21 protein-coding genes, 1 tRNA gene and 1 other RNA gene are annotated in these 23489 nt (G+C 72.4%); 7 read left to right on the top strand and 16 right to left on the bottom strand.

Annotated elements, in window-relative coordinates:
* Positions 1-65: 65 nt before the first annotated feature.
* The 3 genes from ACGFIR_RS06320 to ACGFIR_RS06310 form a co-directional block, all read right to left on the bottom strand.
* Positions 66-1007: a phytanoyl-CoA dioxygenase family protein gene (locus ACGFIR_RS06320; protein ID WP_392999804.1), complete on the bottom strand. Its 942-nt coding sequence runs from the start codon at positions 1005-1007 to the stop codon at positions 66-68.
* A gap of 579 nt (positions 1008-1586) precedes the next feature.
* Positions 1587-1659 (bottom strand) — tRNA-Ala (locus tag ACGFIR_RS06315).
* An 87-nt stretch (positions 1660-1746) separates the two neighbouring features.
* Positions 1747-2337, bottom strand: a complete 591-nt coding sequence (locus tag ACGFIR_RS06310; protein ID WP_392999806.1) for a YqgE/AlgH family protein — start codon at positions 2335-2337, stop codon at positions 1747-1749.
* 150 nt (positions 2338-2487) lie between these two features.
* Between ACGFIR_RS06310 and ACGFIR_RS06305 the strand changes: the two genes are divergently transcribed.
* Positions 2488-3291 carry an S-methyl-5'-thioadenosine phosphorylase gene (locus ACGFIR_RS06305; RefSeq protein ID WP_392999808.1) on the top strand — a complete coding sequence of 268 codons (804 nt, stop codon included), beginning with the start codon at positions 2488-2490 and terminating at the stop codon, positions 3289-3291.
* Between the two features lie 93 nt (positions 3292-3384).
* On the top strand, positions 3385-4980 hold the full coding sequence (gene mdlC, locus ACGFIR_RS06300) for a benzoylformate decarboxylase (protein WP_392999810.1): 1596 nt from the start codon (positions 3385-3387) through the stop codon (positions 4978-4980).
* A gap of 27 nt (positions 4981-5007) precedes the next feature.
* Here the strand turns inward: mdlC and ACGFIR_RS06295 are convergent, their stop codons facing one another.
* From ACGFIR_RS06295 to pruA, 10 genes are all read right to left on the bottom strand, one after another.
* Positions 5008-5973, bottom strand: coding sequence for a hypothetical protein (locus tag ACGFIR_RS06295; RefSeq protein WP_393143443.1), 966 nt, complete (start codon positions 5971-5973; stop codon positions 5008-5010).
* Between the two features lie 40 nt (positions 5974-6013).
* A complete protein-coding gene (locus ACGFIR_RS06290) occupies positions 6014-6502 on the bottom strand; it encodes a hypothetical protein (protein WP_392999814.1) in 489 nt (162 codons plus the stop codon).
* A 259-nt stretch (positions 6503-6761) separates the two neighbouring features.
* Positions 6762-7137, bottom strand: a transfer-messenger RNA (tmRNA) gene (gene ssrA, locus ACGFIR_RS06285).
* A 104-nt stretch (positions 7138-7241) separates the two neighbouring features.
* On the bottom strand, positions 7242-7721 hold the full coding sequence (gene smpB / locus ACGFIR_RS06280) for an SsrA-binding protein SmpB (protein ID WP_357455108.1): 480 nt from the start codon (positions 7719-7721) through the stop codon (positions 7242-7244).
* A gap of 133 nt (positions 7722-7854) precedes the next feature.
* Positions 7855-8730, bottom strand: coding sequence for a permease-like cell division protein FtsX (gene ftsX, locus ACGFIR_RS06275; RefSeq protein ID WP_393143441.1), 876 nt, complete (start codon positions 8728-8730; stop codon positions 7855-7857).
* A 65-nt stretch (positions 8731-8795) separates the two neighbouring features.
* Positions 8796-9476, bottom strand: a complete 681-nt coding sequence (gene ftsE, locus ACGFIR_RS06270) for a cell division ATP-binding protein FtsE (protein WP_089001878.1) — start codon at positions 9474-9476, stop codon at positions 8796-8798.
* A 118-nt stretch (positions 9477-9594) separates the two neighbouring features.
* Positions 9595-10716 carry a peptide chain release factor 2 gene (prfB, locus tag ACGFIR_RS06265; protein WP_392999818.1) on the bottom strand — a complete coding sequence of 374 codons (1122 nt, stop codon included), beginning with the start codon at positions 10714-10716 and terminating at the stop codon, positions 9595-9597.
* Positions 10717-10862: 146 nt separating this feature from the next.
* Positions 10863-11378, bottom strand: coding sequence for a helix-turn-helix transcriptional regulator (locus ACGFIR_RS06260; protein ID WP_392999820.1), 516 nt, complete (start codon positions 11376-11378; stop codon positions 10863-10865).
* 117 nt (positions 11379-11495) lie between these two features.
* Positions 11496-12299, bottom strand: a complete 804-nt coding sequence (locus ACGFIR_RS06255) for a tryptophan 2,3-dioxygenase (protein WP_392999822.1) — start codon at positions 12297-12299, stop codon at positions 11496-11498.
* Positions 12300-12398: 99 nt separating this feature from the next.
* A complete protein-coding gene (gene pruA / locus ACGFIR_RS06250) occupies positions 12399-14027 on the bottom strand; it encodes an L-glutamate gamma-semialdehyde dehydrogenase (RefSeq protein ID WP_392999824.1) in 1629 nt (542 codons plus the stop codon).
* Positions 14028-14360: 333 nt separating this feature from the next.
* On the opposite strand from pruA, the gene ACGFIR_RS06245 reads away from it, so the two are divergent.
* On the top strand, positions 14361-15365 hold the full coding sequence (locus ACGFIR_RS06245) for a hypothetical protein (protein ID WP_392999826.1): 1005 nt from the start codon (positions 14361-14363) through the stop codon (positions 15363-15365).
* Between the two features lie 54 nt (positions 15366-15419).
* On the opposite strand, the gene ACGFIR_RS06240 is transcribed toward ACGFIR_RS06245, so the two are convergent.
* Entirely contained in the window at positions 15420-15929 is a 510-nt protein-coding gene (locus ACGFIR_RS06240) for a DUF6912 family protein (RefSeq protein ID WP_392999828.1), read from the bottom strand.
* A gap of 215 nt (positions 15930-16144) precedes the next feature.
* Here ACGFIR_RS06240 and ACGFIR_RS06235 point away from each other — a divergent pair, with 215 nt between their 5' ends.
* The gene (locus tag ACGFIR_RS06235; RefSeq protein ID WP_392999830.1) at positions 16145-16372 is read left to right on the top strand and encodes a helix-turn-helix domain-containing protein; all 228 of its coding nucleotides are present in this window, start codon (positions 16145-16147) and stop codon (positions 16370-16372) included.
* A gap of 103 nt (positions 16373-16475) precedes the next feature.
* On the top strand, positions 16476-17072 hold the full coding sequence (locus ACGFIR_RS06230) for an Rv3235 family protein (protein ID WP_393143439.1): 597 nt from the start codon (positions 16476-16478) through the stop codon (positions 17070-17072).
* Between the two features lie 74 nt (positions 17073-17146).
* Here ACGFIR_RS06230 and secA read toward each other — a convergent pair whose 3' ends face one another.
* A complete protein-coding gene (gene secA, locus ACGFIR_RS06225; RefSeq protein ID WP_392999834.1) occupies positions 17147-20059 on the bottom strand; it encodes a preprotein translocase subunit SecA in 2913 nt (970 codons plus the stop codon).
* Positions 20060-20219: 160 nt separating this feature from the next.
* Here secA and ACGFIR_RS06220 point away from each other — a divergent pair, with 160 nt between their 5' ends.
* Positions 20220-21383, top strand: coding sequence for a GNAT family N-acetyltransferase (locus tag ACGFIR_RS06220; RefSeq protein ID WP_393143771.1), 1164 nt, complete (start codon positions 20220-20222; stop codon positions 21381-21383).
* Positions 21380-22489, top strand: a complete 1110-nt coding sequence (locus ACGFIR_RS06215; protein ID WP_393143437.1) for a GNAT family N-acetyltransferase — start codon at positions 21380-21382, stop codon at positions 22487-22489. Before ACGFIR_RS06220 ends, ACGFIR_RS06215 begins: the two co-directional genes overlap by 4 nt.
* Before the next feature lie 173 nt (positions 22490-22662).
* Here ACGFIR_RS06215 and hpf read toward each other — a convergent pair whose 3' ends face one another.
* Positions 22663-23295 (bottom strand): ribosome hibernation-promoting factor, HPF/YfiA family, encoded by a 633-nt coding sequence (gene hpf / locus ACGFIR_RS06210; protein ID WP_392999838.1) that lies wholly within the window; start codon positions 23293-23295, stop codon positions 22663-22665.
* Positions 23296-23489 lie beyond the last annotated feature (194 nt).

The raw sequence follows: 23489 nt of genomic DNA, 5'->3' as shown, positions 1-23489 counted from the left end.
GCCGCGGACACCCGCGATCGGCGGGGATGGGCTCGGTCACCGTGACCTACCTCGCCGCGGCGTCCTCAGTAGATGTCGGCGTACGGCGACGCCCGGGAGAACGCCCTGAGCGCGTCGAGGTCGTAGCCCTCCTCGAAGTTCGTCAGCTCCGTCAGCAGGTCCTCCGGCTCGTACCGGTACCGGCCGGCCCAGGTCTCGAACGACTCGACCTGTGCCGGGTCGGCGGCGCTGAAGCAGCGGTAGCCGCGCGGCGAGTTCCCGATCACCTCGTCGACCGCCGGGGCGAACCGGATGTCGATGTTCCACCGGATGCGGTCCGACACGTTGGGCGTCGAGCGGTGCAGCGTGGTGTCCGTGAAGATCACCACGTCGCCGGGCTCCATCCGGGCCGTGCTGACGGGGCCGTCCCCGACGGCCTCGTCCGACGTGCCGTACTCGCCGTTGGGCAGGCGGTCGCGGGGAATCCAGCCCCGGGTGTGCGAGCCGGTGACGAACTGGAGGCAGGCGGTGTCCTCGTCGACGGGCACCAGCGGGATCCACACCGACAGCAGCGGCCCGACCGAGGCGTCCCAACCCTTGTAGTAGTAGGCGTCCTGATGCCAGGCGACCTGCTGGGTGCGCCCGTGGGGGTCGCGCGGCCGGGCGTTCCAGACGCCGTGCGCGTAGACCTCGTCGCCGATCAGGCTGCGCACCGGGCCGAGCAGTTCGGGAGTGCGCCACAGGTCGTACACCGGCCGTCCCACCAGGATCCGCCGCCAGGCGGCCGGTACGCGGACCTGGCTGGACTCGATCAGGCGCAGGTAGCGCTGGTCGTACGGCAGGTCGGCGAAGGTCTCGGTGATCACTCCCCGCTGCTGCCACTGCCGGGCGAGGTGGTCGACGACGCGGCTGAACGAGCCGTGCAGCGCGTCCAGCGTCGCGGTGGGGAGCACGCCCCGCAGGATCAGGTGCCCGTCGCGCCGGAACTGCTCCGACTGCTCGGCTGTCAACGCGTGGGGGTGGTCCACCATCGGCTCCTTCGCTGGCCGCACGGGATTGAGCCCCACCACCGAACGGGAAGGGGCCTCCAGTGCGGCGATCGTGGCAGAAGGCCCGGTGTGCGGCAACGCCTCATTTGTGCGACAGGCCCCCTATTTCCGGGAGGCCGTCGCCGACCGGCGGCAGGGGGCACTCGGCAAACCTGCGCCGCCCACTTCGTGCGCCTCCAGCGGGACAAGGCCGACTACGTCATCCCGTCCGACGCCACCCCCCTACTCAAGGGGAAGCCATCAGGTCGGCGGCAGGGTCGCCTCGTGGCCACGGGTCACCTGGTCCGTGGGGGACGAGTCGATCACCTGCGGCATGTGCCCGATCATGCCAGCAGTCCGTGCCGGGTGTAACCCCGATGAGCAGGCGTTCGCCGCCATCGGGTGGCGTGTGCCGGGGGCATCACGCCACATTCGCCGGCGACCACGCCGCCGGTGGGCGCCCAGCCGCTGGGCCGCGCACGAAGCAGGCGGGCGAAGCGATGGGACGGACGAGCCCGAAACACATCAGCGGCCTGGTCGGATCACTCTCGACCAAGCCGCTGACCTGCAAAACAAGGGTGGAGCCGAGGGGACTCGAACCCCTGACCCCCACACTGCCAGTGTGGTGCGCTACCAGCTGCGCCACGGCCCCTTGCTTTGTCCCGGTCACCCGGGCACGAGAGAACTATACACAGCGCCCGCCGCATGGTCATCTCGCGGGGCCCCACCCGTGTGCGGCTCAGTTGAGCGCCACGTCCGGCGGGAAGTGCGCGACGGCCGCCATCATGCCGCCCTGGCGGCGCAGCACCATCGGCCACAGGTCGTCCGGCCGGTCGACGAAGGCGTCACCCGGCAGCGCGTCCAGCACGAACCAGGAGCCGTCCTCGACCTCCTGCTCCAACTGTCCCGTGCCCCAGCCGGAGTAGCCGGCGAAGACCCTGATGCCGGTGATGCCCTCCCGCAGCGGCCCCGGGTCGACGGAGAGGTCGAGGGTGCCGACCGCCCCGGAGACCTGGTGGAACCCCCTGAGCCGCCGCACCGGATGGCGCATCCGGGCCAGGCAGATCGCCGAGTCGGGCTGCACGGGGCCGCCCTCGAACAGCACCGCCGGGTCGCGGGCCAGGTCGCTCCAGTCGCCGAGCACGTCGGCGACCGGCACCTCGGTGGCCCGGTTGAGCACCACGCCGAGGGCGCCGCCGGGCTCGTGCGCCACCAGCAGCACCACCGTACGGTCGAAGTTCGGGTCCTTCAGCGCCGGCGTCGCGACCAGCAGCCGCCCGGTCATCGACCCCGTCGCCCGCCCGCCGATCGCCTGCCCCTCTCCCTGCATGCCGGACACCCGTCAGACCGACCGGACCGGGACGCCCGGGGGCACCGGTGTCATCCGCGCAGTGAACGCCATGCCTGGCACCTTAGCCTGCCTCCGGGGCGGTGGCTAAGGTCTGACGGTCGGTTGATCGACGGACACGAGGGAGGGCCGATGGGTCCCACGGCGGAACTCGCGGTGATCGGTGGTTCAGGGCTCTACGCGCTGCTCGACGGCGCGACCGAGCACGAGGTGGAAACGCCGTACGGGCCGCCGTCCGACGCCGTCACCATCGCGGAGTTGGCGGGCCGGCGGGTGGCGTTCCTGCCCCGCCACGGCCGCGACCACCGGTACCCGCCGCACCTGATCCCCTACCGGGCCAATCTCTGGGCGCTGCGCTCCCTCGGCGTACGGCAGGTGCTCGCCCCCTGTGCCGTGGGCGGCCTGCGGCCGGAGCTCGGGCCGGGCACGTTCGTGGTGCCCGACCAGCTCATCGACCGCACCAGCGGGCGGGCGCAGACCTACTACGACCGGGGCGCCGTGCACGTCTCCTTCGCCGACCCGTACTGCCCCGAGGGCCGGCGTACGCTGCTCGCCGCCGCGGCCGGCCGGGACGTGCCGGCGGTGGACGGCGGGACGGTGGTGGTGGTCGAGGGCCCGCGCTTCTCCACCCGGGCCGAGTCGCGGTGGTACGCCTCGATCGGCGGCACCGTGGTCAACATGACGGGCCACCCGGAGGCGGTGCTGGCCCGCGAGCTGGCCCTCTGCTACTCCTCGATCGCGCTGGTGACCGACCTGGACGCGGGCGTGGAGGGCGGCGAGGCGGTCACGCACGAGGAGGTGTTCCGGGTCTTCGGGGAGAACCTCGACCGGCTGCGGGGTCTGCTGCTGGCGGCCGTCGCCGCGCTGCCGGCGGAGCGGAACTGCGCCTGCGGACGCGCACTGGACGGCATCACTCTCCCCTTCTCCCTCCCCTAGGGCGTTCTTTGTGTGGGAAGGGCCCCTTCCGCACACCAGGTGCAGCGGCGAAAAGCCCGAGATGCGTGAGCCATCCGGATAGATTCAGAGGCGATGGCTACGGTCCGCGACACCACCTACGACCTGCTCCGTGCCCTCGGCCTGACGACCGTCTTCGGCAACCCGGGCTCCACCGAGGAGCCGTTCCTGCGGGACTTCCCGGACGACTTCCGGTACGTGCTCGCCCTGCACGAGGCGTCGGCGGTCGGCATGGCGGACGGCTACGCGCAGGCCACCGGCCGTCCCGCCCACGTCAACCTGCACACCGCCCCCGGCACGGGCAACGGCATGGGCAACCTGGTCACCGCCTGGCACAACCGGACCCCGCTGATCGTCACCGCCGGCCAGCAGACCCGGGAGATGCTGCTGGCCGAGCCCCGGCTGACCAGCCGACGGGCCGCCGAACTGCCCCAGCCGTACGTGAAGTGGAGCCACGAGCCCGTCCGGGCGCAGGACGTCCCGGCGGCGCTCATGCGGGCGTACGCGACGGCCGTGCAGCCACCCGCCGGGCCGGTCTTCCTGTCGCTGCCGCTCGACGACTGGGCGCAGCGGGCCGACCCGCCGCCGCAGGTGCGGACGGTGGCCACCCGGTTCGCGCCCGACCCGCGCCGGCTGGGCGAGTTCGCCGACGTGCTGGCCGCCAGCCGGGCGCCCGTACTGGTGCTCGGCGCGGCCGTGGACCGGGCCGACGGCTGGCCCGCCGCCGTGGCGCTGGCGGAGCGGCTCGCCGCGCCGGTCTGGTCGGCCCCCGCCCCGGAGCGGGCCGTCTTCCCCGAGGACCACCCGCACTACCGGGGGGTGCTCCCCTTCGCGATCGGACCGCTGTCGGCGGCGCTGGACGGGCACGACACCGTGCTGGTGGTGGGGGCGCCGGTGTTCCGCTACTACCCGCACGTGCCGGGCGACCACCTGCCCGCCGGGACGCGCCTGCTGCACGTGACCGACGACCCGGACGAGGCGGCCCGGGCCCCCGTGGGCGACAGCCTGCTCGGCGACGCCGGGCTGGCCCTGACCGCCCTGATCGACCTGCTCCCGCCGTCGGGCCGACCGGCGCCGCCGGCACGCCCCGACCCGCCCCCGCCACCGGACGGGCTGCCGCTGGCCCCGGACGCCCTCTTCGCTGCCCTGGCCGCGCACTGGCCCGCCGACGGCATCCTGGTCCAGGAGTCGCCGTCGACCCTCCCGGCGCTGCGTCGCCGGCTGCGCAGCACCCGCCCGGGTTCATACCTCACGATGGCCAGCGGCGGCCTCGGGTACGGCCTGCCGGCGGCGGTCGGCGTCGCGCTCGCGCAGCGCGACACCGGCCGGGGACGCCCGGTGCTGGCGGTCGTCGGGGACGGCTCGTTCCACTACTCCGTGCAGGCGCTCTGGACCGCCGCGCGGCTGCGCCTGCCTTTGGTCGTCGTGGTGCCGGTCAACCAGCAGTACGCCATCCTGAAGTCCTTCGCCGACTTCAAGGACACCCCGGGGGTCCCCGGGCTGGACCTGCCCGGACTGGACATCACCGCCATCGCCCGTGGCTACGGCTGTGCGACCGGCGTCGCGCAGACGCCGGAGCAGTTCGGCGCGGCCCTGACCGCCGGGCTGGCCGCCGACGGCCCGACGGTGCTGCCGGTGCCGGTCAGCACCGAGGTGCCCCCGCTGCTGTGAGCCGCCGCGCCGGGCGGCACGCTCCCGTCAGCTCGATGCGAGCCGCAGTGGCGCTCCGGTGAGCGCGTCGAGGACCGGCCGGTCGCCCAGCGGCGCCTTCAGCCTGGCGGTGACCGGTTCGAGCTTCAGCATCGCGTTGCAGACACCGGTGGCGGTGATCACGCTGCCGCCCACCACCACGACGTTGTCGCGCTCCTGCACCAACGGCGTGATCCCGGTGTCGCAGCTGCCCACGCCGAGCCGCCAGGTCAGCTCGGTGCCGTCGACGGACTGGACGTCCTGCGCGCTGACCAGGCCCTTGGGGGCCGGGTCGGCCGGCGGGGCCGGCTCGGGCGGGGCGGTGACGGCCTGCGGCGCCACGGCCAGCCGGGCCACGGGCACGGCGAGTTCCTCGACGGTGAACAGCCACGCCGGCACCTGCGCCTCGCCCCGGCTGGTGCGCACCGGCGCGGTGCCCAGCTTCACGGCTGTGACGGTGAGCGGTACGCAGGCGGTCTGCGCGTTGCTGCTCACCGGACCGTCGGGTCCTGGCTCGATGGTCGGTCCGCCCCCGGGGAGCTTCGGCTCGGTGGGCGCCTTCGGGCGGCCGTCGCACGGCGGCGGGTCGCCCTGGTCGAGCTGCCCGTAGGCGGTTGCCGCGGGAACCAGCGGGACGGTCAACGTGCCGTCCGGGAACCGGATGGTGCCGTCGGCGGGCTTCGCGGTCGGCAGCTCGATCTGGTCGCGGTACCAACCGTTGCTGAAGGCGATCTTGGTCTCCCCGGTGAACCGGGGGTCGCCGACGAGCACCGTCGGGTCCTGCAACGGCACGTAGCCGGACTTCCACGCGGGAGGCGGTCGCCACGCGTCGGCCACCTCGGTGGCGCGCTGGACGAAGGCGTCCTGGCGCGGGTCGGTGCCGGGCGCGTCGACGGCGGGGTCGGAGCCGGCCGGCGCGCACCCGGCGACGATCATCAGAAGCGGAAGGCCCAGCAGGGCGGCGGTACGGCGCATGTCGGTTTGACGCCGGTACGCCCACGCCGGTTCCCGCGGATCAGGTCTCCCCGCCGAGATCCGTCTCGTACGCCGCCCAGAGCAGGTCCGCGCCGCGCTGCCGGTGCCCGTCGAGCGCCCGCAGCAGGTGCACGGCCCGGTCGAGCAGGTCGCCGACCGGGGCGTCCGGTGCCTCCGCCGCCTGCTGGAAGGCGCTCAGCGCGGTGGTGATGGCGACGTGTTCGCGGTCCAGCAGGCGCACCGCCCCTGCCAGCCGGGGCGCCTGGCCGATCAGTTCCGCGTAGAGGCCGGTGGGCCCCCCGGTGACCCGGACGTGCTCCGCGAAGCCCCGCCGCACGTTGCCCAGCCCGCCGAGGAGGTGTTCCCGCCAGCGTGGTTCGGCCGGCGCGGCGGCCAGGGCCCGGGCGAGCGGGTGCAGGTCCCCGAGCGGGGTGGCGGCCGGCCGGCGCGGATCAGTTGGCCGGCGTGGGTCGGGCGGCCGGGTGTTCCCGGCGAGGGTGGGCGGCTGCTGGATCGGACCGGTGACCATGGGCACCTCCCGCGTTCGCGTCTGACCGCGTACAGCGATGGTGGCCCCAGCGCCTCGGCCCTGTCCAGAGGGCCGGCCGCCTCATCCGTCCCAGCGGACACGGCCGTCCCAACTGCCACAACGGCCACGGCCGCTGACCGTGCGGGGCGGCGGGGCCGTCCCGCCACGGTTGGCCGGTCGGGCAGCCCGTCGGGCGGGACGAGCGGCTGCCGGATACGGCGATGCGCCCCGGTCCGGTGGACCGGGGCGCATCGTCTGGTGGTGGAGGTGCCGGGAATCGAACCCGGGTCCTTCGCCGGTTTGTCAGGGCTTCTCCGAGCGCAGCTCGCTGTGCCTCTACTCGGCCCCTCCGATCACGCGAGCGAGTCGGTGTGACGGGCCCAGTCGCTGATTAATCTCGCCGCACGGACCCCGCGACCGGGTCCGGTTGGCCAGCCTTCTAGCTGATGCCGGCTAACTGGGTCGAAGGCGCTCCCAGGCCGACAGACTCACTACTCGCCTCAGGCGGCGAGAGCGAAGTCAGCGCGATTGTTCTTGGCGCTTATTGGTTTCCGACGACCGATTCTCGAGACGACGTCGGCTTCCTCGGCTCGCTTCCCCTGTCGCTGCGTACGAAGTCGAAACCAGTCACCCCCTCGACAGGCCGCCGATGTGGCGGCACTGACAAGCGTAACGCCTGCCGCAACGGGTTTCATCCCGAGCCCCCGGCGGGCGCGCCGAACCGGACAGGACGGACACCTCAGTCATCCATGCCCTTACCGCGCCGGCCGGCGGCCCGGGCGATCTCCCGGTCCGCGTCCCGCTTGGCGAGGTCCTGCCGCTTGTCGTACGACTTCTTGCCCTTCGCCAGGGCGATCTCCACCTTCGCCCAGCCGTCGGAGAAGTAGACCTGCAACGGCACCATGGTCAGGCCGCCCTCGCGGGTCTTGCCGATCAGCCGGTCGATCTCCAGCCGCTTGAGCAGCAGCTTGCGGGTCCGCCGGGGCTCGTGATTGGTCCACGTGCCCTGCGTGTACTCCGGGATGTGCATCCCGTGCAGGTAGAGCTCGCCGTTGCGCTCCTGCGCGAACGCGTCGACCAGCGACGCGCGCCCGGCCCGCAGCGACTTGACCTCGGTGCCGGTCAACGCCATGCCCGCCTCGTAGGTGTCGAGGATCGAGTAGTCGTGCCGGGCCTTCTTGTTGGAGGCGACGACCTTGCGTCCCTTTTCCCGTGGCATCGGCGCCACCCCCTCTGCGGTGATCCGCGCCGGACGTGACCGGCCGCGGGGCGGAGATCATGCTACCCGAACGACAAGGACCCTCCCGCGCCGTTTATTCCGGCGCGGAAGGGCCCCGTCGAGCCGTACGGCGTCAGACCCGCAGGTAGAAGCGGAGCGTGACCCAGGCGGTGACCGCGCTGACCAGGCCGCCGACGCCGGCCATCAGCGGGAACATGAACAGGATGTCGCCCCAGCTCACCGGGGAGAGCAGACCCTGCAGCGCCTGGAGCGACCCGTCGAACAGCAGGTACTTGGCGGCGACCAGGGCCACCAGGCCGAGCAGCGAGCCGATCAGGCCGGCGACCACGGCCTCCAGCACGAACGGCGCCTGGATGAACCAGTTCGACGCGCCGACCAGCTTCATGACCGCGACCTCACGCCGCTTGCTGTACGCCGCCACCTGGATCGTGTTGGCGACCAGGAGCAGCGCGGCGATGGCCATCACGACCGCGGCGGCCAGGGCGATGTTCTGGATCGACGTGAGGATGTCGAAGATCTTGTCCAGCAGCCGGCTCTGGTCGACGATCTCGTCGACGCCCTCCGTGTCCTTGTACTGGTCGTAGATGCTCTTGTACTGCTCCGGGTTGTTCAGCGTGAGCCGGAACGACTCGGGCAGGCTGTCCGCCTTCACTGCGCTGAGCAGGTCCGGGGCGTCCTGGAACATCTCCTGGAAGCGCTTGTACGCCTCGTCCTTGTTGACGAAGATGCTCTCCTTGACCAGCGGGTCGCCCTCCAGCTTGGCGGCCAGCGCGTCACGCTGCTCGGGGCTCACCTCCTGGTCGAGGAAGATGGAGACCTGGATGTTCTTGTAGTACAGGTCTTTCATGTCGTCGACCTGGCGGTACATCAGACCGCTGGCGCCGAGCATGGTGAGCGACACCGCCATCGTGATGATCATCGCGATGGTCATTGTCACGTTGCGCCACAGTCCGACCAGTACCTCGGACAGGACGTATTTCATGCGCATCGGGTTTTCCTCCGGGTCTCCGGCATGAAGTGTTCGTCGTCAGGCTGCGCAGGGGTGGCGTCGGCTCAGCCGTAGACGCCGCGGGCCTGGTCGCGCACGATGCGGCCGCTCTCGATCTCGATGACCCGACGACGCATCTGGTTCACGATGTTGGAGTCGTGCGTGACCATCACGACGGTCGTGCCGGTGCGGTTGATCCGGTCCAGCAGGCGCATGATCTCGATCGAGGTGTCCGGGTCCAGGTTTCCGGTCGGCTCGTCCGCGAGCAGGATCAGCGGACGGTTCACGAACGCCCGGGCGACGGCGACCCGCTGCTGCTCACCACCGGAGAGCTCGTGCGGGTAGCGGTGCTCCTTGCCACCGAGCCCCACCAGCTCCAGAACCTCCGGCACGACCCGGCGGGCGACCGCCTTGGTCTTGCCGATCACCTCGAGGGCGAACGCCACGTTCTCGTACGCGGTGCGGTTCGGCAGCAGCCGGAAGTCCTGGAACACGCAGCCGATGGAACGCCGGAAGTGGGGTCGCTTCCAGGAGCGCATCGACGTGACGTCCTTGCTGTTGACGACGACCCGACCCTTGTTGGGCGAGACCTCGTGCAGCAGCAACTTGATGATGGTGGACTTGCCGGAGCCGGATGGACCGATGAAGAAGACGAACTCGCCCTTCTCGATCGAGACGGACACGTTGTCGAGCGAAGGCCGGGACGCCTTCGGGTACGTCTTCGTCACTTGCTCAAGCTGAATCACGGGTGGTGAGTCTACGCGGTGTAACCGAGGAGCCAAGCCCCGCGCCCCGCCGTTGCGCGTCGCGTCATCCAATTCGGGCGTACCGGGAAGATCGATGACGCGCTCCGCCCACGGTCGATCACGCAGCGTCGCCGGCCAACTGCTGCTGCTTACGCCACCGGATGCCCGCCTCGAGGAACTTGTCCAGATCCCCGTCGAAGACCGCCGTCGGGTTGCCCGTCTCCTGCTCCGTCCGGAGATCCTTCACCATCTGATACGGGTGCAGGACGTACGAGCGCATCTGGTCGCCCCACGAGCCGGCCGCGTCCGTCTTCAGGCCCTGAAGCTTGGCCTGCTCCTCCTGGCGCTTGCGCTCCAGCAGTCGCGCCTGGAGCACCCGCAGCGCGGACGCCTTGTTCTGCAACTGGGACTTCTCGTTCTGGCAGGTGACCACGATGCCGGTCGGGATGTGCGTGATCCGCACGGCCGAGTCGGTGGTGTTGACGCTCTGCCCGCCCGGGCCGGAGGAGCGGTAGACGTCGACCCGCATCTCGTTCTCGGGAATCTCGATGCTGTCGGTCTGCTCCACGACCGGCAGCACCTCGACGCCGGCGAAGCTGGTCTGGCGGCGGCCCTGGTTGTCGAAGGGGCTGATCCGGACGAGCCGGTGGGTACCGGACTCGACGCTGAGCGTGCCGTACGCGTAGGGCACCTTGACCGTGAAGGTGGCCGACTTGAGGCCCGCCTCCTCGGCGTAGGAGGTCTCGTAGACCTCCGTCGGGTAGCCGTGCCGCTCCGCCCAGCGCAGGTACATCCGCAGCAGCATCTCGGCGAAGTCCGCCGCGTCCACGCCCCCGGCGCCGGCCCGGATGGCGACGAGCGCCTCCCGGGAGTCGTACTCGCCGGAGAGCAGGGTGCGGACCTCCATCTCCTCGATGGCCTTGCTCAGCCCGGCGATCTCCGTCTCGACCTCGGCGAGCACCCCCGGGTCGGACTCCGCCTCGGCCAGCTCCAGCAGCACCTTGGCGTCGTCGAGCTGGGAGCGGAGGCTGCCGAGCTTGTTGATCTCGCCGTTGACGTACGACAACTGGGAGGTCACCTGCTGGGCCTTCGCCTGGTCGTCCCACAGGTCGGGCGCGGAGGCCTCCTGCTCCAGGCGGTCCTTGTCCGCGCGCAGCCGGTCGATGTCGAGCACCGCCTCGATGTTGCGCAGGGTGGCGTCGAGGTCCTTGAGCTGTTCGGCGTAATCGGCAGCGGTCACGACAGACAAGGGTACTGCTCGTGCGAGGAGTGAGCTTGCGAGCCCCGCAGTCACGAGCCGAAAAGATGCCGCTCGTGCGAGGAGCGACCCTGCCAGCCCACAGTCACGAGCCGAACGGTGCCGGCGTCAGCCGAGCGGTGCCGGCGTCAGCCGACCGGGGCGCTCTTCAGCCAGGAGAGGGCGGCCTTGTGGTAGGCGACGGCGAACTCCAGCGCGCTGGCGTCGTACGTGTCGCCTTCCTTCTTGGCGTTCTTGACCTGCTCCCGGACCTTGGCCAGGGCCTCGGTGTGGTAGTCGTTGGCGGCGGCCTGGAGGTTCTTGAGCTGGCTGGCCGAGTGCAGCTCGCCGAAGGCGATGCGCAGGGCGATCGGGTTACGGATGGTGTCCCGCCCCGGTTCCTCCGCCAGCCAGCGGGAGAATGTCCGTTTTCCGGCCGCTGTGAGCGCGTACGGTTGGCTGGAGCGCGGGCCGGGCTTGCCCATCCGGACCAGGCCCCGCTCGGCCAGCACCGGCAGTTCCCGGTAGACCTGACTGCGCGTCATCGACCAGTACGGCGCCAGCCGGCGCTCAGCGGCGGCCATCAACTGGCCGCCTGTCATGGGGCCCTCGTGGAGCAGCCCGAGCAGGGCCGCCGCCGTGGGGTTGACTCCCGAATCCGCCATGCCCCTTACGCTGCCACTTTGCCGACGCGGCGTCCAGGATTTGCCATTTTCACCACCCGGTCGGGTTCCTATGTGCACTGTCGGCGCGAGACAGTGCGCCGGGGAGGCGCCGGACGGTCACAGTCGGCTACGCAGCTCCCACAGTTCCGGGTAGAACCGGGTCTCCACCCGGGAGCGCAGGTACGCCCCGCCGGCCGAGCCTCCGGTGCCGGGCTTCGTGCCGATCTGCCGCTCGGCCATCAGCACGTGCCGGGCCCGCCACAGCGAGCACGCCTGGTCGTGGGCCACCAGCGCCTCCGCGAGGTCCCACAGCGGCCCGAACCGCTCCCGGTCGCCGGCGATCGTGGCGTACGCCGCGAAGCGCGACTCCTCCTCGGCGACGTCGAAGCCGGCCTTGCCGAGCACGGCCAGGAAGCCGTCCCAGAGGCTCGGCTCGGCCAGCCGCCGTTCCAGGCGCTCCCGCTCGGCGTCGGGCAGCCCCCGGAAGCGGCGCAGGTAGCCCGGGTCCTTGAGGCCGGAGAGGAACTCGATCTCCCGGAACTGGGCCGACTGGAAGCCCGAGGCCGGGGCGAGCTTGGTGCGGAAGGCCAGGAAGTCCTGCGGGGTCATCGTGTCGATCACGTCGACCTGGCCGATCAGCACCCGCTCCACCACGTGGCAGCGCTCCAGCCGCACCCGGGGGAGGTAGGTCTCGCCGGCCAGCATCCGGTCCCGGGCGTCGGTCAGCTCGGCGAGCAGCAGCTTGAACCACAGCTCGTAGACCTGGTGGATGGTGATGAACAGCAGTTCGTCGTGGGAGGCGGGATCGGACTCCGGCACCTGGGCGGCCAGCAGGTCGGCCAGCCGGAGGTATTCGGTGTAGGTGAGCAGGCCACCCTGCTCGCCGAAGTGGGGATCCTGCGCGGGGGTGGGGTGGGTCACAGCGGCCACCGTACCGCCGCCGCTCCACCCCCGCCCGTCGGCGAGGAAGGGACCCTTTCCCCACGCCCGAGGCGTCCGGAAGGGTCCCTTCCACACACCTCAGCCCATGTGGGGGTACGTGTGGTCGGTCGGCGCGACGAAGGTCTCCTTGATCGTCCGGGGCGACATCCACCGGACGAGGTTGTGCCAGGAGCCGGCCTTGTCGTTGGTGCCGCTGGCCCGGGCGCCGCCGAAGGGCTGCTGTCCGACCACCGCGCCGGTCGGCTTGTCGTTGATGTAGAAGTTGCCGGCGGCGTACCGCATCTTCTCGGCCACCGCGTCGACCACCCGGCGGTCCGTCGCGAAGATCGACCCGGTCAGGGCGTACGGCGCGACCGACTCGGCCTGGGTGACCACGTCGTCGAAGCGGCCGTCGTCGAAGACGTGCACGCCGAGGATCGGCCCGAAGTACTCGGTGGTGAACGTCTCGTGCGCCCCGTCGGTGCACTCGAAGAGCGTCGGCCGGACGAACCAGCCCACCGAGTCGTCGGCGGTGCCGCCGGCGAGGACCCGGCAGGCGTCGTCGCCGGCGATCAGCTCCAGCGCGGCCGTGTGCCGGTCGAACGCCCTGGCGTCGATCACCGCGCCGCCGAAGTGGCTGAGGTCGGTGACGTCGCCGTAGGTGAGGGACTCCGTGGTGGCGGCCAGCCGGTCGCGCAGCCCACCCTCCCACAGCGAGCGCGGCACGTACGCCCGGGAGGCCGCCGAGCACTTCTGGCCCTGGTACTCGAAGGCGCCACGGATCAGGGCGGTGTGCAGGGCGTCGACGTCGGCGCTGGTGTGCGCGACGACGAAGTCCTTGCCGCCGGTCTCGCCGACCAGCCGGGGGTAGCCCCGGTAGCGGGAGATGTTCTCGCCGACGGTCCGCCACAGGTGCTGGAAGACCTTCGTGGAGCCGGTGAAGTGGATGCCGGCCAGGTCCGGGTCGGCGAGCACGACGTCGGAGACCTCCTCGCCGCGCCCGGTGACCATGTTGATCACGCCCGGGGGAAGACCGGCCGCCTCGAACAGCCGCATGGTGAAGTGCGCCGCGAACTGCTGGGTGGGGCCCGGCTTCCAGACCACGGTGTTGCCCAGCAGGGCCGGCGCCGAGGGCAGGTTGCCGGCGATGGCGGTGAAGTTGAACGGGGTGACCGCGTAGACGAAGCCCTCCAGCGGGCGGTGGTCGAAACGGTTCCACACCCCCGGCGACGACATCGGCTGCGCCTCGAGCAGCTCCCGCGCGAAGTGCACGTTGAACCGGAGGAAGTCGATGAACTCGCAGGCCGCGTCGATCTCGGCCTGGATCGCGGTCTTCGACTGGCCGAGCATGGTGGCCGCGTTCAGCGTGTCCCGCCAGGGGCCGGCGAGCAGCTCGGCGGCGCGCAGGAAGATCGCCGCGCGCTCCTCGAACGGCAGGGCCCGCCACATCGGGGCGGCGTCCTTGGCGGCCTTCACCGCGGCGCGGGCGTCGTCGTGGGTGGCGTGCGCGGTGACGCCGAGCACGTGCGCGTGCCTGTGCGGCTGCACCACGTCGATCGACTCGCCGCCGGCCATCCGCTGCTCGCCGGCGATGGTCATCGGCAGGTCGATCCGCTCGGCGGCCAGCTCGGTGAGCCGCCGCTGGAGCCGTTCCCGGTCGGTGCTGCCCGGCTCGTAGTTGCGTACCGGCTCGTTGCGCGGCTCGGGTACGGAGAACACGGCGTCCATCAAGGCTCCTGGCGATCTCGGCAGCGGTGGCGAAACCGGACCCACGGGCACCGGCCGGACGACCGGCGCCGACGCCGCGCCGGGTTGGCCGGACGGGCTGTGGGACCTTCCGCGATTCTTCCACGCCCCGCCCCCACCGGCGCCCGCCGCGTGGCCACCCTCCCCGCCCGCGCCCGGGTTCGTCGATCGGCCGTCCGCTCGGACCCGACCGGACCGCCGTCGAGCGCGGGCCGGGCGTGGGGCGGGCGGCGGGGGCGGGGCGTGTGGACGCGTACGCTGGGTGGCCGGTGAACTGCCGGCCCACCGGGGTCGGCGTCCGTCGGAGGGAAGACGATGACCAAGCAGCCCGGCAGCTCCGCCGCCGCGGAGTCGGACCGGTCGGTGCCGACCGCCGACGTGCAGGACGCGACGACGGGGGTGCTCGCCCCCGGGGCGCCGGTGCTCGCGCTTCTGGCGCTCGGTTGGTTGGCCGCGATGCTCTGGTCGACCCGCGAGGTGATCAACTCGGCGGCTGCCGGGCTCACCGCCATCAGCCTCTCCGCGTTCGCCCTGCCGGGGGTGATCTCGGCCGCGCTGGTCGCCGGTGCCGGCTTCGCCCTCTTCGGCGTCGACCTGCTCGCCCGCCGGGGCAACGACCGGGTCACCCTGCGCTTCGTGGCGGCGATCGCCACGGGCCTGCTCGTCGGGCTCGCCGCCGCGTTCGCGATCAACCTGACGTACGCCGACAACGCGACCACCAACGTGATCGCCGCGACCACCGCCGCCGCCGCGACCATCGGCGGGGCCGTCGCCGGCGCCCGCAGCGGGCCCGTGGTCGGGGCCGTGGTGGCCGCCGCCCTCGGCACGCTGATCTTCGTGGTGGCCTTCAGCCAGGCCCGCGACCCGCTCTTCGACCTGTTCGGCAGCGGCGACGGCCAGGAGTCGCTGCTGAGTGCGGCCAAGTGGGTCTCGCGCACCGAGTCCCTGCTCGCCGGCCTGGTGGCCGGGCTGTTGGCCTTCGGATACCTGACCCTGGCCCGCCGGCGGGCCGCCCGGCTCGACGCTGCGGCGCCCGCGCCCCGCTGGCCCGCCTACCTGCTGGCCGGGGCCGGCCCGGGCCTGCTCCTGCTCGTGGCCGAGGTGATCATCCGGGTCGGCGGGCGGTCCCTGCTCGACCTGGCCGGCGCGCTGAGCGAGGCGGACGCGGTCGCGCAGACCGCGCTGGGCACCTCCCGGATCGACAACGCCATCTGGGTGCTCTTCGTCGGCGCCCTGACCGCGATGATCGCCTTCGGCCGCACCCTGGGGCCGGCCCACGCCGACGACGACGAGCCGACCGAGGCCGCCCCCGCTGACTGACCTCGACGCCGGTCGGGCCGCGCGGCGTGCGCTCGCGCCGGCGGCGCGCGGGGGTCAGGACGTGGCGCGGAGCAGCAGGTCCAGCTCGCTGACGTCGTACCACTCCAGCTCGTGGTCCTCGGCACCGTCGACCGTGAACTGCGCGTCCGCGTCGCCGGCCAGGGCCTCGGTGACCACCTCCGCCGCGGCGGAGACGTCCTCGACCGCGTCGGCGCCGTCCACGTGGACGGCCGCGACGGCACCGACCGGCACGGGGCCGGTCAGCTCGACCGCGCTGGAGCCCAGCTCGCTGTCGCCCCGGCCCACCGTCGAGGCGGGCAGGTCCACCGAGACGACGACCCGGCGGCGGGGCGCGTCGGGGTCGGCCCGGAGCAGCTGCAACGCGTCCTGGGCGGCCCGGGTGAAGGCGACGTACTCCAACTCCTCCTCGTCGCCCTCGGCGTACCACTCGCGCAGCGTGGGGGTGACCGCGTGCGCGGCGGCCACCGGCAGCCCCGAGCCACGCAGGAGGGTCAGCATCGGGACGGTCGCCGGCACGTACACCCGGACAAGCTCCTCGGTCACCGCTCGTCTCCCCCGCTCAGGTCCTGCGCCGGCCTCCGCCGGTCCTGGCCGATCATGCCCTATGCCGTGACCGTCATACACCGCGCACCTGCCGGGCGGAAGCGTCCCGCCGGTGTGTCCGGGGAGGCGTGTCGCCGCAGGTCGCGCCCGCCGGCTGGGCCGTGTCGGCGGTCGGTGGCAAACTGAACCAAACGACGCCAACCCCGGGGGTTCTCGTGGAGCCGAGGTTCCTGCTGCTCTCCGACGTGGCCGCCGAGCTGAACGTGTCGGACTCGCAGGTCTACCACATGGTGCGCAGTGGCGAACTGCCCGCGATCAAGATCGGTGGCCGCGGCCAGTGGCGCGTGGAGCGCGCCCGGCTGGAGGAGTACATCGAGCGGAAGTACACCGAGACGGCCGAGTGGGTGCGGAGCAACCCGCTGGCCGAGCGCGACCCGGAGTAACCGGACCGACCCGAAGGGCATTGACCGGGGGCTCTGCCGTGCCCGAGAATGAAGCCTGTCGGAGGCAAACGAAGGCAAACGCAGGAATCTGGGAGGTTCACGAATGGCCGACCCCCGTCGTCCCGGGCCTGCGCGGCCCCCCGTCCGGCTGCGCCCCGCGCCCTCGTTCGAGCCGCCGTTCACCGACGACGACGCCGCCCACTGGCCGGCCCCGGGCCACGCCCAGCTCGTGCTCGACCTCTTCGAGCCGGCCCGACGCGAGGGCGACCGGCCGCCCGGCCGACGGCAGCGGCCGGTGCCGACCGGCCCCGGTCGGCACCCCACCGCCCCGCTGCCGCTGGACGCGCTGGTGACCGCCACCCCCGAGGCGACCCGGGCCGCGCACCGCTTCGTCTGCACCTGCCTGGAGGTGCTCAACGGCTACCGCCCGCCCAACCAGCTCAGGCCACTGCTCGACCCGGCGCGGGCGGCCGGGCTGCTGCCCGAGCTGGCCCGCGCCACCGCCCGCTCGGGTCCGGTCCGCCGCCGCTCGACCCGGCCGGCCGTACAGCTGCGTCGGCTGCGGGTCTGCGAGCCGCGCGACGCCGCCGTCGAGGTGGCCGCGGTCCTCGCCGGCACGGGCGGGCGCACCTGGGCGATGGCCCTGCGCCTGGAGCACCGCCGGGGCGGCTGGCTCTGCACGGCCCTACAGGTGCTCTGAGACGAGATCGAGCCGTGGTCCACGAGGACCACGGCTCGAGTGCTCAGGCGGGCGCGGGCCCGCTCAACCGATTCTCACGCGCCGCCGTTGGGGGAGCCGTGGCAGCGCTTGTACTTCCGGCCGGACCCGCACGGGCACGGCGCGTTGCGGGACGGGCCGTTGCCGGCGTCCGCCTGCCCCGGCGCCACCCGCCGGCTGCTGGCCGCCGGGACACCCGGGCCACGCAGGCCGGACGCCGGGCGCTGCGGCGCCGCAGGGGCGGTCGTTCCCGGGGCGGCCGGAGCCGAGCCACCGACCCCCAGCGCGGGGGCCTGCTGCTCGGCACGCTCCACGGCCACCGCGCCGGCACCGGCCTCGCCGTCGATCGTCGGCGCGGAGTATTGCAGGCCCTGCTGCTGCGGCGCCCGGCCCAGGCCCTTGGCCCGGATCTCGACCGGCTTCTCGAGCAGCTGGACCTCCTCGGCCTCGGGCTCCGGCTCGTTGACCTGGACCTCGAGGTTGTAGAGGAAGCCGACCGTCTCCTCCTTGATGCCGTCCATCATGTTCGCGAACATGTCGAAGCCCTCGCGCTGGTATTCCACCACCGGGTCGCGCTGGGCGTACGCCCGCAGGCTGATGCCCTCCTGGAGGTAGTCCATCTCGTAGAGGTGCTCGCGCCACTTGCGGTCGATGACCTGGAGCAGGACCATCCGCTCCAGCTGGCGGACGCCCTCCTCGCCGAGCTGCTCCTCGCGCCGGTCGTACGCGGCGTGCGCGTCATCCTTGAGGCGGGAGAGCAGGAAGTCCGCGTCGATGCCGGCCCGGGAGCCGCCCGCCTCCTCCTCCAGCTCCTCGATCGTCACGCCCACCGGGTAGAGCTGCTTGAGGCTGGCCCAGAGCTGCTCCAGGTCCCAGTCCTCGGCGTAGCCGTCGGCGGTGGCCCCCTGCACGTACGCGCCGACGACGTCGTCGATCATGTTGCGGACCTGGTCGGAGAGGTCCTCGCCGTTGAGCACCCGCAGCCGCTCGGCGTAGATCACCTGGCGCTGCTTGTTCATGACCTCGTCGTACTTGAGGACGTTCTTGCGGATCTCGGCGTTCTGGCCCTCGATCTGGGCCTGCGCGCTCTTGATCTGCTTGGTGACCATCTTCGACTCGATGGGCACGTCCTCCGGGATGTTGAAGCGCTCCATGACCGCCTCGACGGCGCCGGAGCGGAAGCGCTTCATCAGCTCGTCCTGGAGGGAGAGGTAGAAGCGGGACTCGCCCGGGTCACCCTGCCGGCCCGACCGGCCGCGCAGCTGGTTGTCGATGCGGCGGGACTCGTGCCGCTCGGTGCCCAGCACGTAGAGGCCACCGGCGGCGGCCACCTCCTCCGCCTCGGCGTCGCAGGCCTGCTTCCACTGGGGCAGGACCTCCTCCATCGCCTTGGCGTACTCCTCCTCCTGCTCGGCCGGGTCGAGACCCCGCTGGCGCAGCTCGTTGGCGGCGAGGAACTCGGGGTTGCCGCCGAGCAGGATGTCGGTGCCGCGGCCGGCCATGTTGGTGGCGACGGTGACGGCACCCTTGCGGCCGGCCTGGGCGACGATCTCGGCCTCGCGGGCGTGGAACTTGGCGTTCAGCACGGAGTGCGGGATGCCGCGTCGACGCAGCAGCTGGGAGATGATCTCGGAATTCTCCACCGAGACGGTGCCGACGAGCACCGGCTGGCCCAGGGCGTGCCGCTCGGCGATGTCCTCGACGACGGCGTGGAACTTGGCCTTCTCGGTCTTGTAGATCACGTCCGGCCGGTCCTGCCGGACCATCGGCCGGTGCGTCGGGATGGTCACGACGCCGACCTTGTAGACCTTGTTGAACTCGCCCGCCTCGGTCTGGGCCGTGCCGGTCATGCCGGAGAGCTTCGAGTAGAGGCGGAAGTAGTTCTGGAGGGTGATGGTGGCCAGCGTCTGGTTCTCCTGCTTGATCTCCACCCCCTCCTTGGCCTCGATCGCCTGGTGCATGCCCTCGTTGTAGCGGCGGCCGTGCAGGATGCGGCCGGTGAACTCGTCGACGATCAGCACCTCACCGTCGCTGACGATGTAGTCCTTGTCGCGCTTGTAGAGCTCCTTGGCCTTGATGGCGTTGTTGAGGTAGCCCACCAGCGGGGTGTTGACCGACTCGTAGAGGTTGTCGATGCCCAGCCGGTCCTCGACCTTGGCCACGCCGCGCTCGGTGACCGCGATGGTGCGCTTGGAGTGGTCGACCTCGTAGTCGCCCTCGCCGTCCTTGCCGGGCTGGAGCCGGGCCACGACGGCCGCGAACTCGCCGTACCAGCGGGCGGAGTGCTCGGCCGGGCCGGAGATGATCAGCGGGGTGCGGGCCTCGTCGATGAGGATCGAGTCGACCTCGTCGACCACGGCGAAGTTGTGGCCGCGCTGGACCAGCTCCTCCTTCGACCACGCCATGTTGTCGCGCAGGTAGTCGAAGCCGAACTCGTTGTTGGTGCCGTAGGTGATGTCGCACTCGTAGGCGGCCCGATGCTCGCTGGCCGGCCGGTTGGGCAGCACCACGCCGACGGTGAGGCCGAGGAACTCGTGCACCCGGCCCATCCAGCCGGCGTCGCGCTGGGCCAGGTAGTCGTTGACGGTGATGACGTGCACGCCGTCGCCGGAGAGCGCGTTGAGGTAGACCGGCATGACCGAGGTCAGGGTCTTGCCCTCACCGGTCTTCATCTCGGCGATGTTGCCGAAGTGCAGCGCCGCGCCGCCCATCACCTGGACGTCGTACGGCCGCTGGCCGAGCACCCGGGCGGCTGCCTCCCGGCAGACCGCGAACGCCTCCGGCAGCAGGTCGTCGAGGGTCTCGCCGTCGGCGAGCCGCTCCTTGAACTGGTCGGTCATGGCGCGCAGCTCGTCGTCGGTGAGGTTGACGTAGTCGTCCTCGATCGAGTTGACGGCGGCGGCGATGGCCTTGAGCCGGCGCACCATACGGCCCTCGCCCGCGCGGAGGACCTTTTCCAGAATCGACACGGATCAACGCTCCCCTAGACAGTCTCGACCCATCGTAGGCGCTTCATCGGCGCGATGGTCACTGGTGGCGGCCCTCCGCGTTGGCGAAACCGACATAACACGCCCGACTCGCGCCGCCCCGCCGAAATCCGGTTACGCCGTGCGCGAACGTTCCGGCACGATGGCTCGGGTGAAGCCTGTGGAGATCGTCGAAGACGGCCTGTTGCTGCGCCCCTGGCAGGCGGACGACGCCGACGCGGTGCTCCGGGCGTGCCAGGACCCGGACATCCAGCGCTGGACCACCGTACCGCGCCCGTACCTGCCCGGACACGCCCACGGTTTCGTGACCGAGGCGGCCCCGGCGGACTGGTCGGCGGGCACCGGAGCGCCGTTCGCCGTCTGCGACGCCGCCACCGGCGAGCTGCTCGGCTCCTGCGGGCTCGTCTCGATCGACGCCGGCCTGCGCTCCGGCGAGATCGGCTACTGGACCGCGCCCTGGGCCCGTGGCGCGGGCGTGAGCGTCCGGGCCACCCGGGCCGTCGCCCGCTGGGCCTTCGACGCGTTGGCGCTGCGCCGGCTGATCTGGCAGGCCGAGGTGGGCAACCACGCGTCCCGGCTGGCCGCGCTCCGGGCGGGCTTCCGCGTCGAGGGCCGGCTGCGGCTCGCCGACCCGGCGCCGGGCGGCAGCCCGGAAGGCTGGATCGGCTCGCTGCTCCCCGGCGAGGTGCCCGCGCCCGGCGAGACCGGCCCCGCCGGTCCCGGCACGCTGGAGGCCCGCCGCGCCGCCGTCTTCGGCCGGCCCCAGCCCGTCCTCTTCGCCACCGTCGCCGGCACCGAGCTGCGGCTGCGTCCCATGGACGAGCGCGACCTCGCGGCGGTCGTCGACACCTGCCGGGACCCGGAGACCATCCGGTGGACCACCGTGCCCGACCCCTACGAGCGGTCCGACGCCGAGTCCTACGTGACCTACACCCGGGGCACCTGGGCCAGCGGCACCAGCGCCTGCTACGTGGTCGCCGACGCCGACGACCGGTACCTCGGCTCGATCGACCTCCGGTTGTCCCCCGCCGACCCGCTGCTCGCCGACGTCGGCTTCATGACCGCGCCGTACGCCCGGGGGCGTGGCGTCATGCCCGCCGCGCTGACCACGCTCAGCACCTGGGGCTTCACCACGCTGGGCCTGGCCCGGATCGAGTGGAAGGCCAACGTCGGCAACACCGCCTCCCGCCGGGTGGCCGAGAAGGCCGGTTTCACGGTCGAGGGCACCCTCCGCGCCGGGCTTTCCCACCGGGGCCGGCGGGTGGACGCCTGGCTCGGCGCGCTGCTCCCCGGCGACCTGGCGTGACACCCGAGGTGATCGAGGCCGACGGGGTGCGGCTGCGGCAGTTCCGCCCCGCCGACGTCGCCGACCTCGCCGCCGGCTGCGGCGACCCGCTCAACCTGCGGTTCAACCCCGGCATGCCGCAGCCGTACACCGAGGCCGACGCGCGCTGGTGGGTCACCGAGGGCGCCCCGGCGGCCTGGGCGAACGGCGGGGCCGCGTACGCCATCGCCGACGGCGCCACCGACCGCCTGGTCGGCGGCGCGGGCGTCGGCCAGGTCGTGCCACCGCGCCGGCAGGCGGAGGTGGGCTACTGGGTCGCGCCGTGGGCGCGCCGGCGCGGGGTCGCCAGCGCCGCGACGCGGGCCCTGGCCGACTCCGCGCTGCGCCACGGGTTCGACCGGCTGGAGCTGATGACCCACGCCGAGAACCCGGCCAGCCAGCGGGTGGCGCTCGCCGCCGGTTTCCGCCACGAGGGCGTACGCCGGGCGGCCGGCCAACTGCGCGGCGGCGGCCGGGCGGACCTGCTGGCGTGGGTACGGCTCGCCGACGACCCGCCCGGTCCCGTCCCCCGGATCCTGCCGGACCTGCCCGACGGCCGGCTCACCGACGGCGTGGTGACCCTGCGCGGGCTCGGCCCGGACGACGTCGACCTGATGTACCGCCTGCACACCCGGCCGGAGGTGGTGGCGAACCAGGCCCCGCCGGTGCCGCCGGCCCGGGCGGCCATCGAGCGGCGCTGCCTGCTGGCCGAGAGCGCGTGGCTCACCGGCACCATCGCCCGGCTGGTGATCCTCGACGCGGTCACCGGCGAACCGGCGGGCAGCTGCGGGCTGAGCATCTCCGACGCGGCGGCCGGCGAAGGCTCGGTCGGCTACGCGCTGGTGCCCGACCAACGGGGACGCGGACTGGCCACGAGGGCCGTACGGCTACTGGCCGGCTGGGCGTTCGGCCCGGCGGGGCTGGCCCGGCTGGTCGCCGGCACCGTGCCCGACAACACCGCCTCGCACGGGGTGCTGGAGCGGGTCGGATTCCGCCGCGAGGGCCTGCTGCGCGGGCGCCTGCCGGGACTGCCCGGCACCCGGCTCGACGACCTGGTCTTCGGGCTGCTCCCCGACGACCTGCGCTGAGCGGCTACGACCCGGGCGCTGGCTGCGGACACGGGCGCTTAGCCGCTGCGACCCGGGCGCTGCGCGGCTGCGGCACGGGAGGCGCACCCGGCGTCGGTGTCGGGCGCCGGCCGCCCGGAGGCCGGCCCGGGGCCGTGGTGGGGGCGGCCCGGGCCGCCACCACCACGCCGGAGTCAGACGGCGAGGGAGATGATTCCGTAGTCGTAGGCGTGCCGCCGGTAGACGACGCTCGGGCGGCCGGACTCCTTGTCCTGGAACAGGTAGAAGTCGTGGCCGACGAGTTCCATCTGGAACAGGGCGTCGTCGACGGTCATCGGCTCGGCGGGGTGCACCTTCTCCCGCGCGATGTGCCAGGGCTGGTCGTGCTCCTCCTCCTCGACCCGTTCGGCGACGGCGGTGGCGGTGCCGGAGCCGTCGGGGGCGGCGCCCAGCGGCGTGTCGAGGCCGGCGACCGGCAGGCCCGCGGTGGCGGCGGCGACGGAGAGCGGCGCGTGCCGGCCCCGGTGGACGCGACGGCGGTCGGCCGCCCGACGCAACCGGGTGTCCAGCTTCGCGATGGCCGCGTCGAGCGCGCTGTAGAAGTCGTTCGTGCAGGCCTCCGCCCGGATCACCGGGCCACGGGAAACGCAGGTGATTTCGACGCGCTGGCAGTGGTCCGCCTGGCGCGGATTGCGCTCGTGAAAAAGCTCCACATCGACACGAATAAGTTTGTGGTCGTAGCGTTCGATCTTCGCGAGTTTCTCCGCCACGTGCACCCGGTAATGATCCGGCACTTCGACGTTACGGCCCTTGACCACGATGTCCATGTGACCTCCCTAGTTCGGACGGTCGTGCGTTCCGGCATCCGGTCGCGCGCCCCGGGGGAGGCCCCACTCGGCGTCGACCGGTCAGTGCGGCTACGCCTCCTTTCACCGCCGGGGGCGGGTGGGAAGAACTCCTACCCCCGACACGAAAACGCTAACTCTTGTTCGCTCGGCAGTCACCCCCGGTCGCGGAGGAG

It is taken from the genome of Micromonospora sp. NPDC049051 (genome assembly GCF_043197575.1).
Lineage (GTDB): Bacteria > Actinomycetota > Actinomycetes > Mycobacteriales > Micromonosporaceae > Micromonospora.
This window is presented reverse-complemented; position numbering and strand designations above follow the sequence as displayed.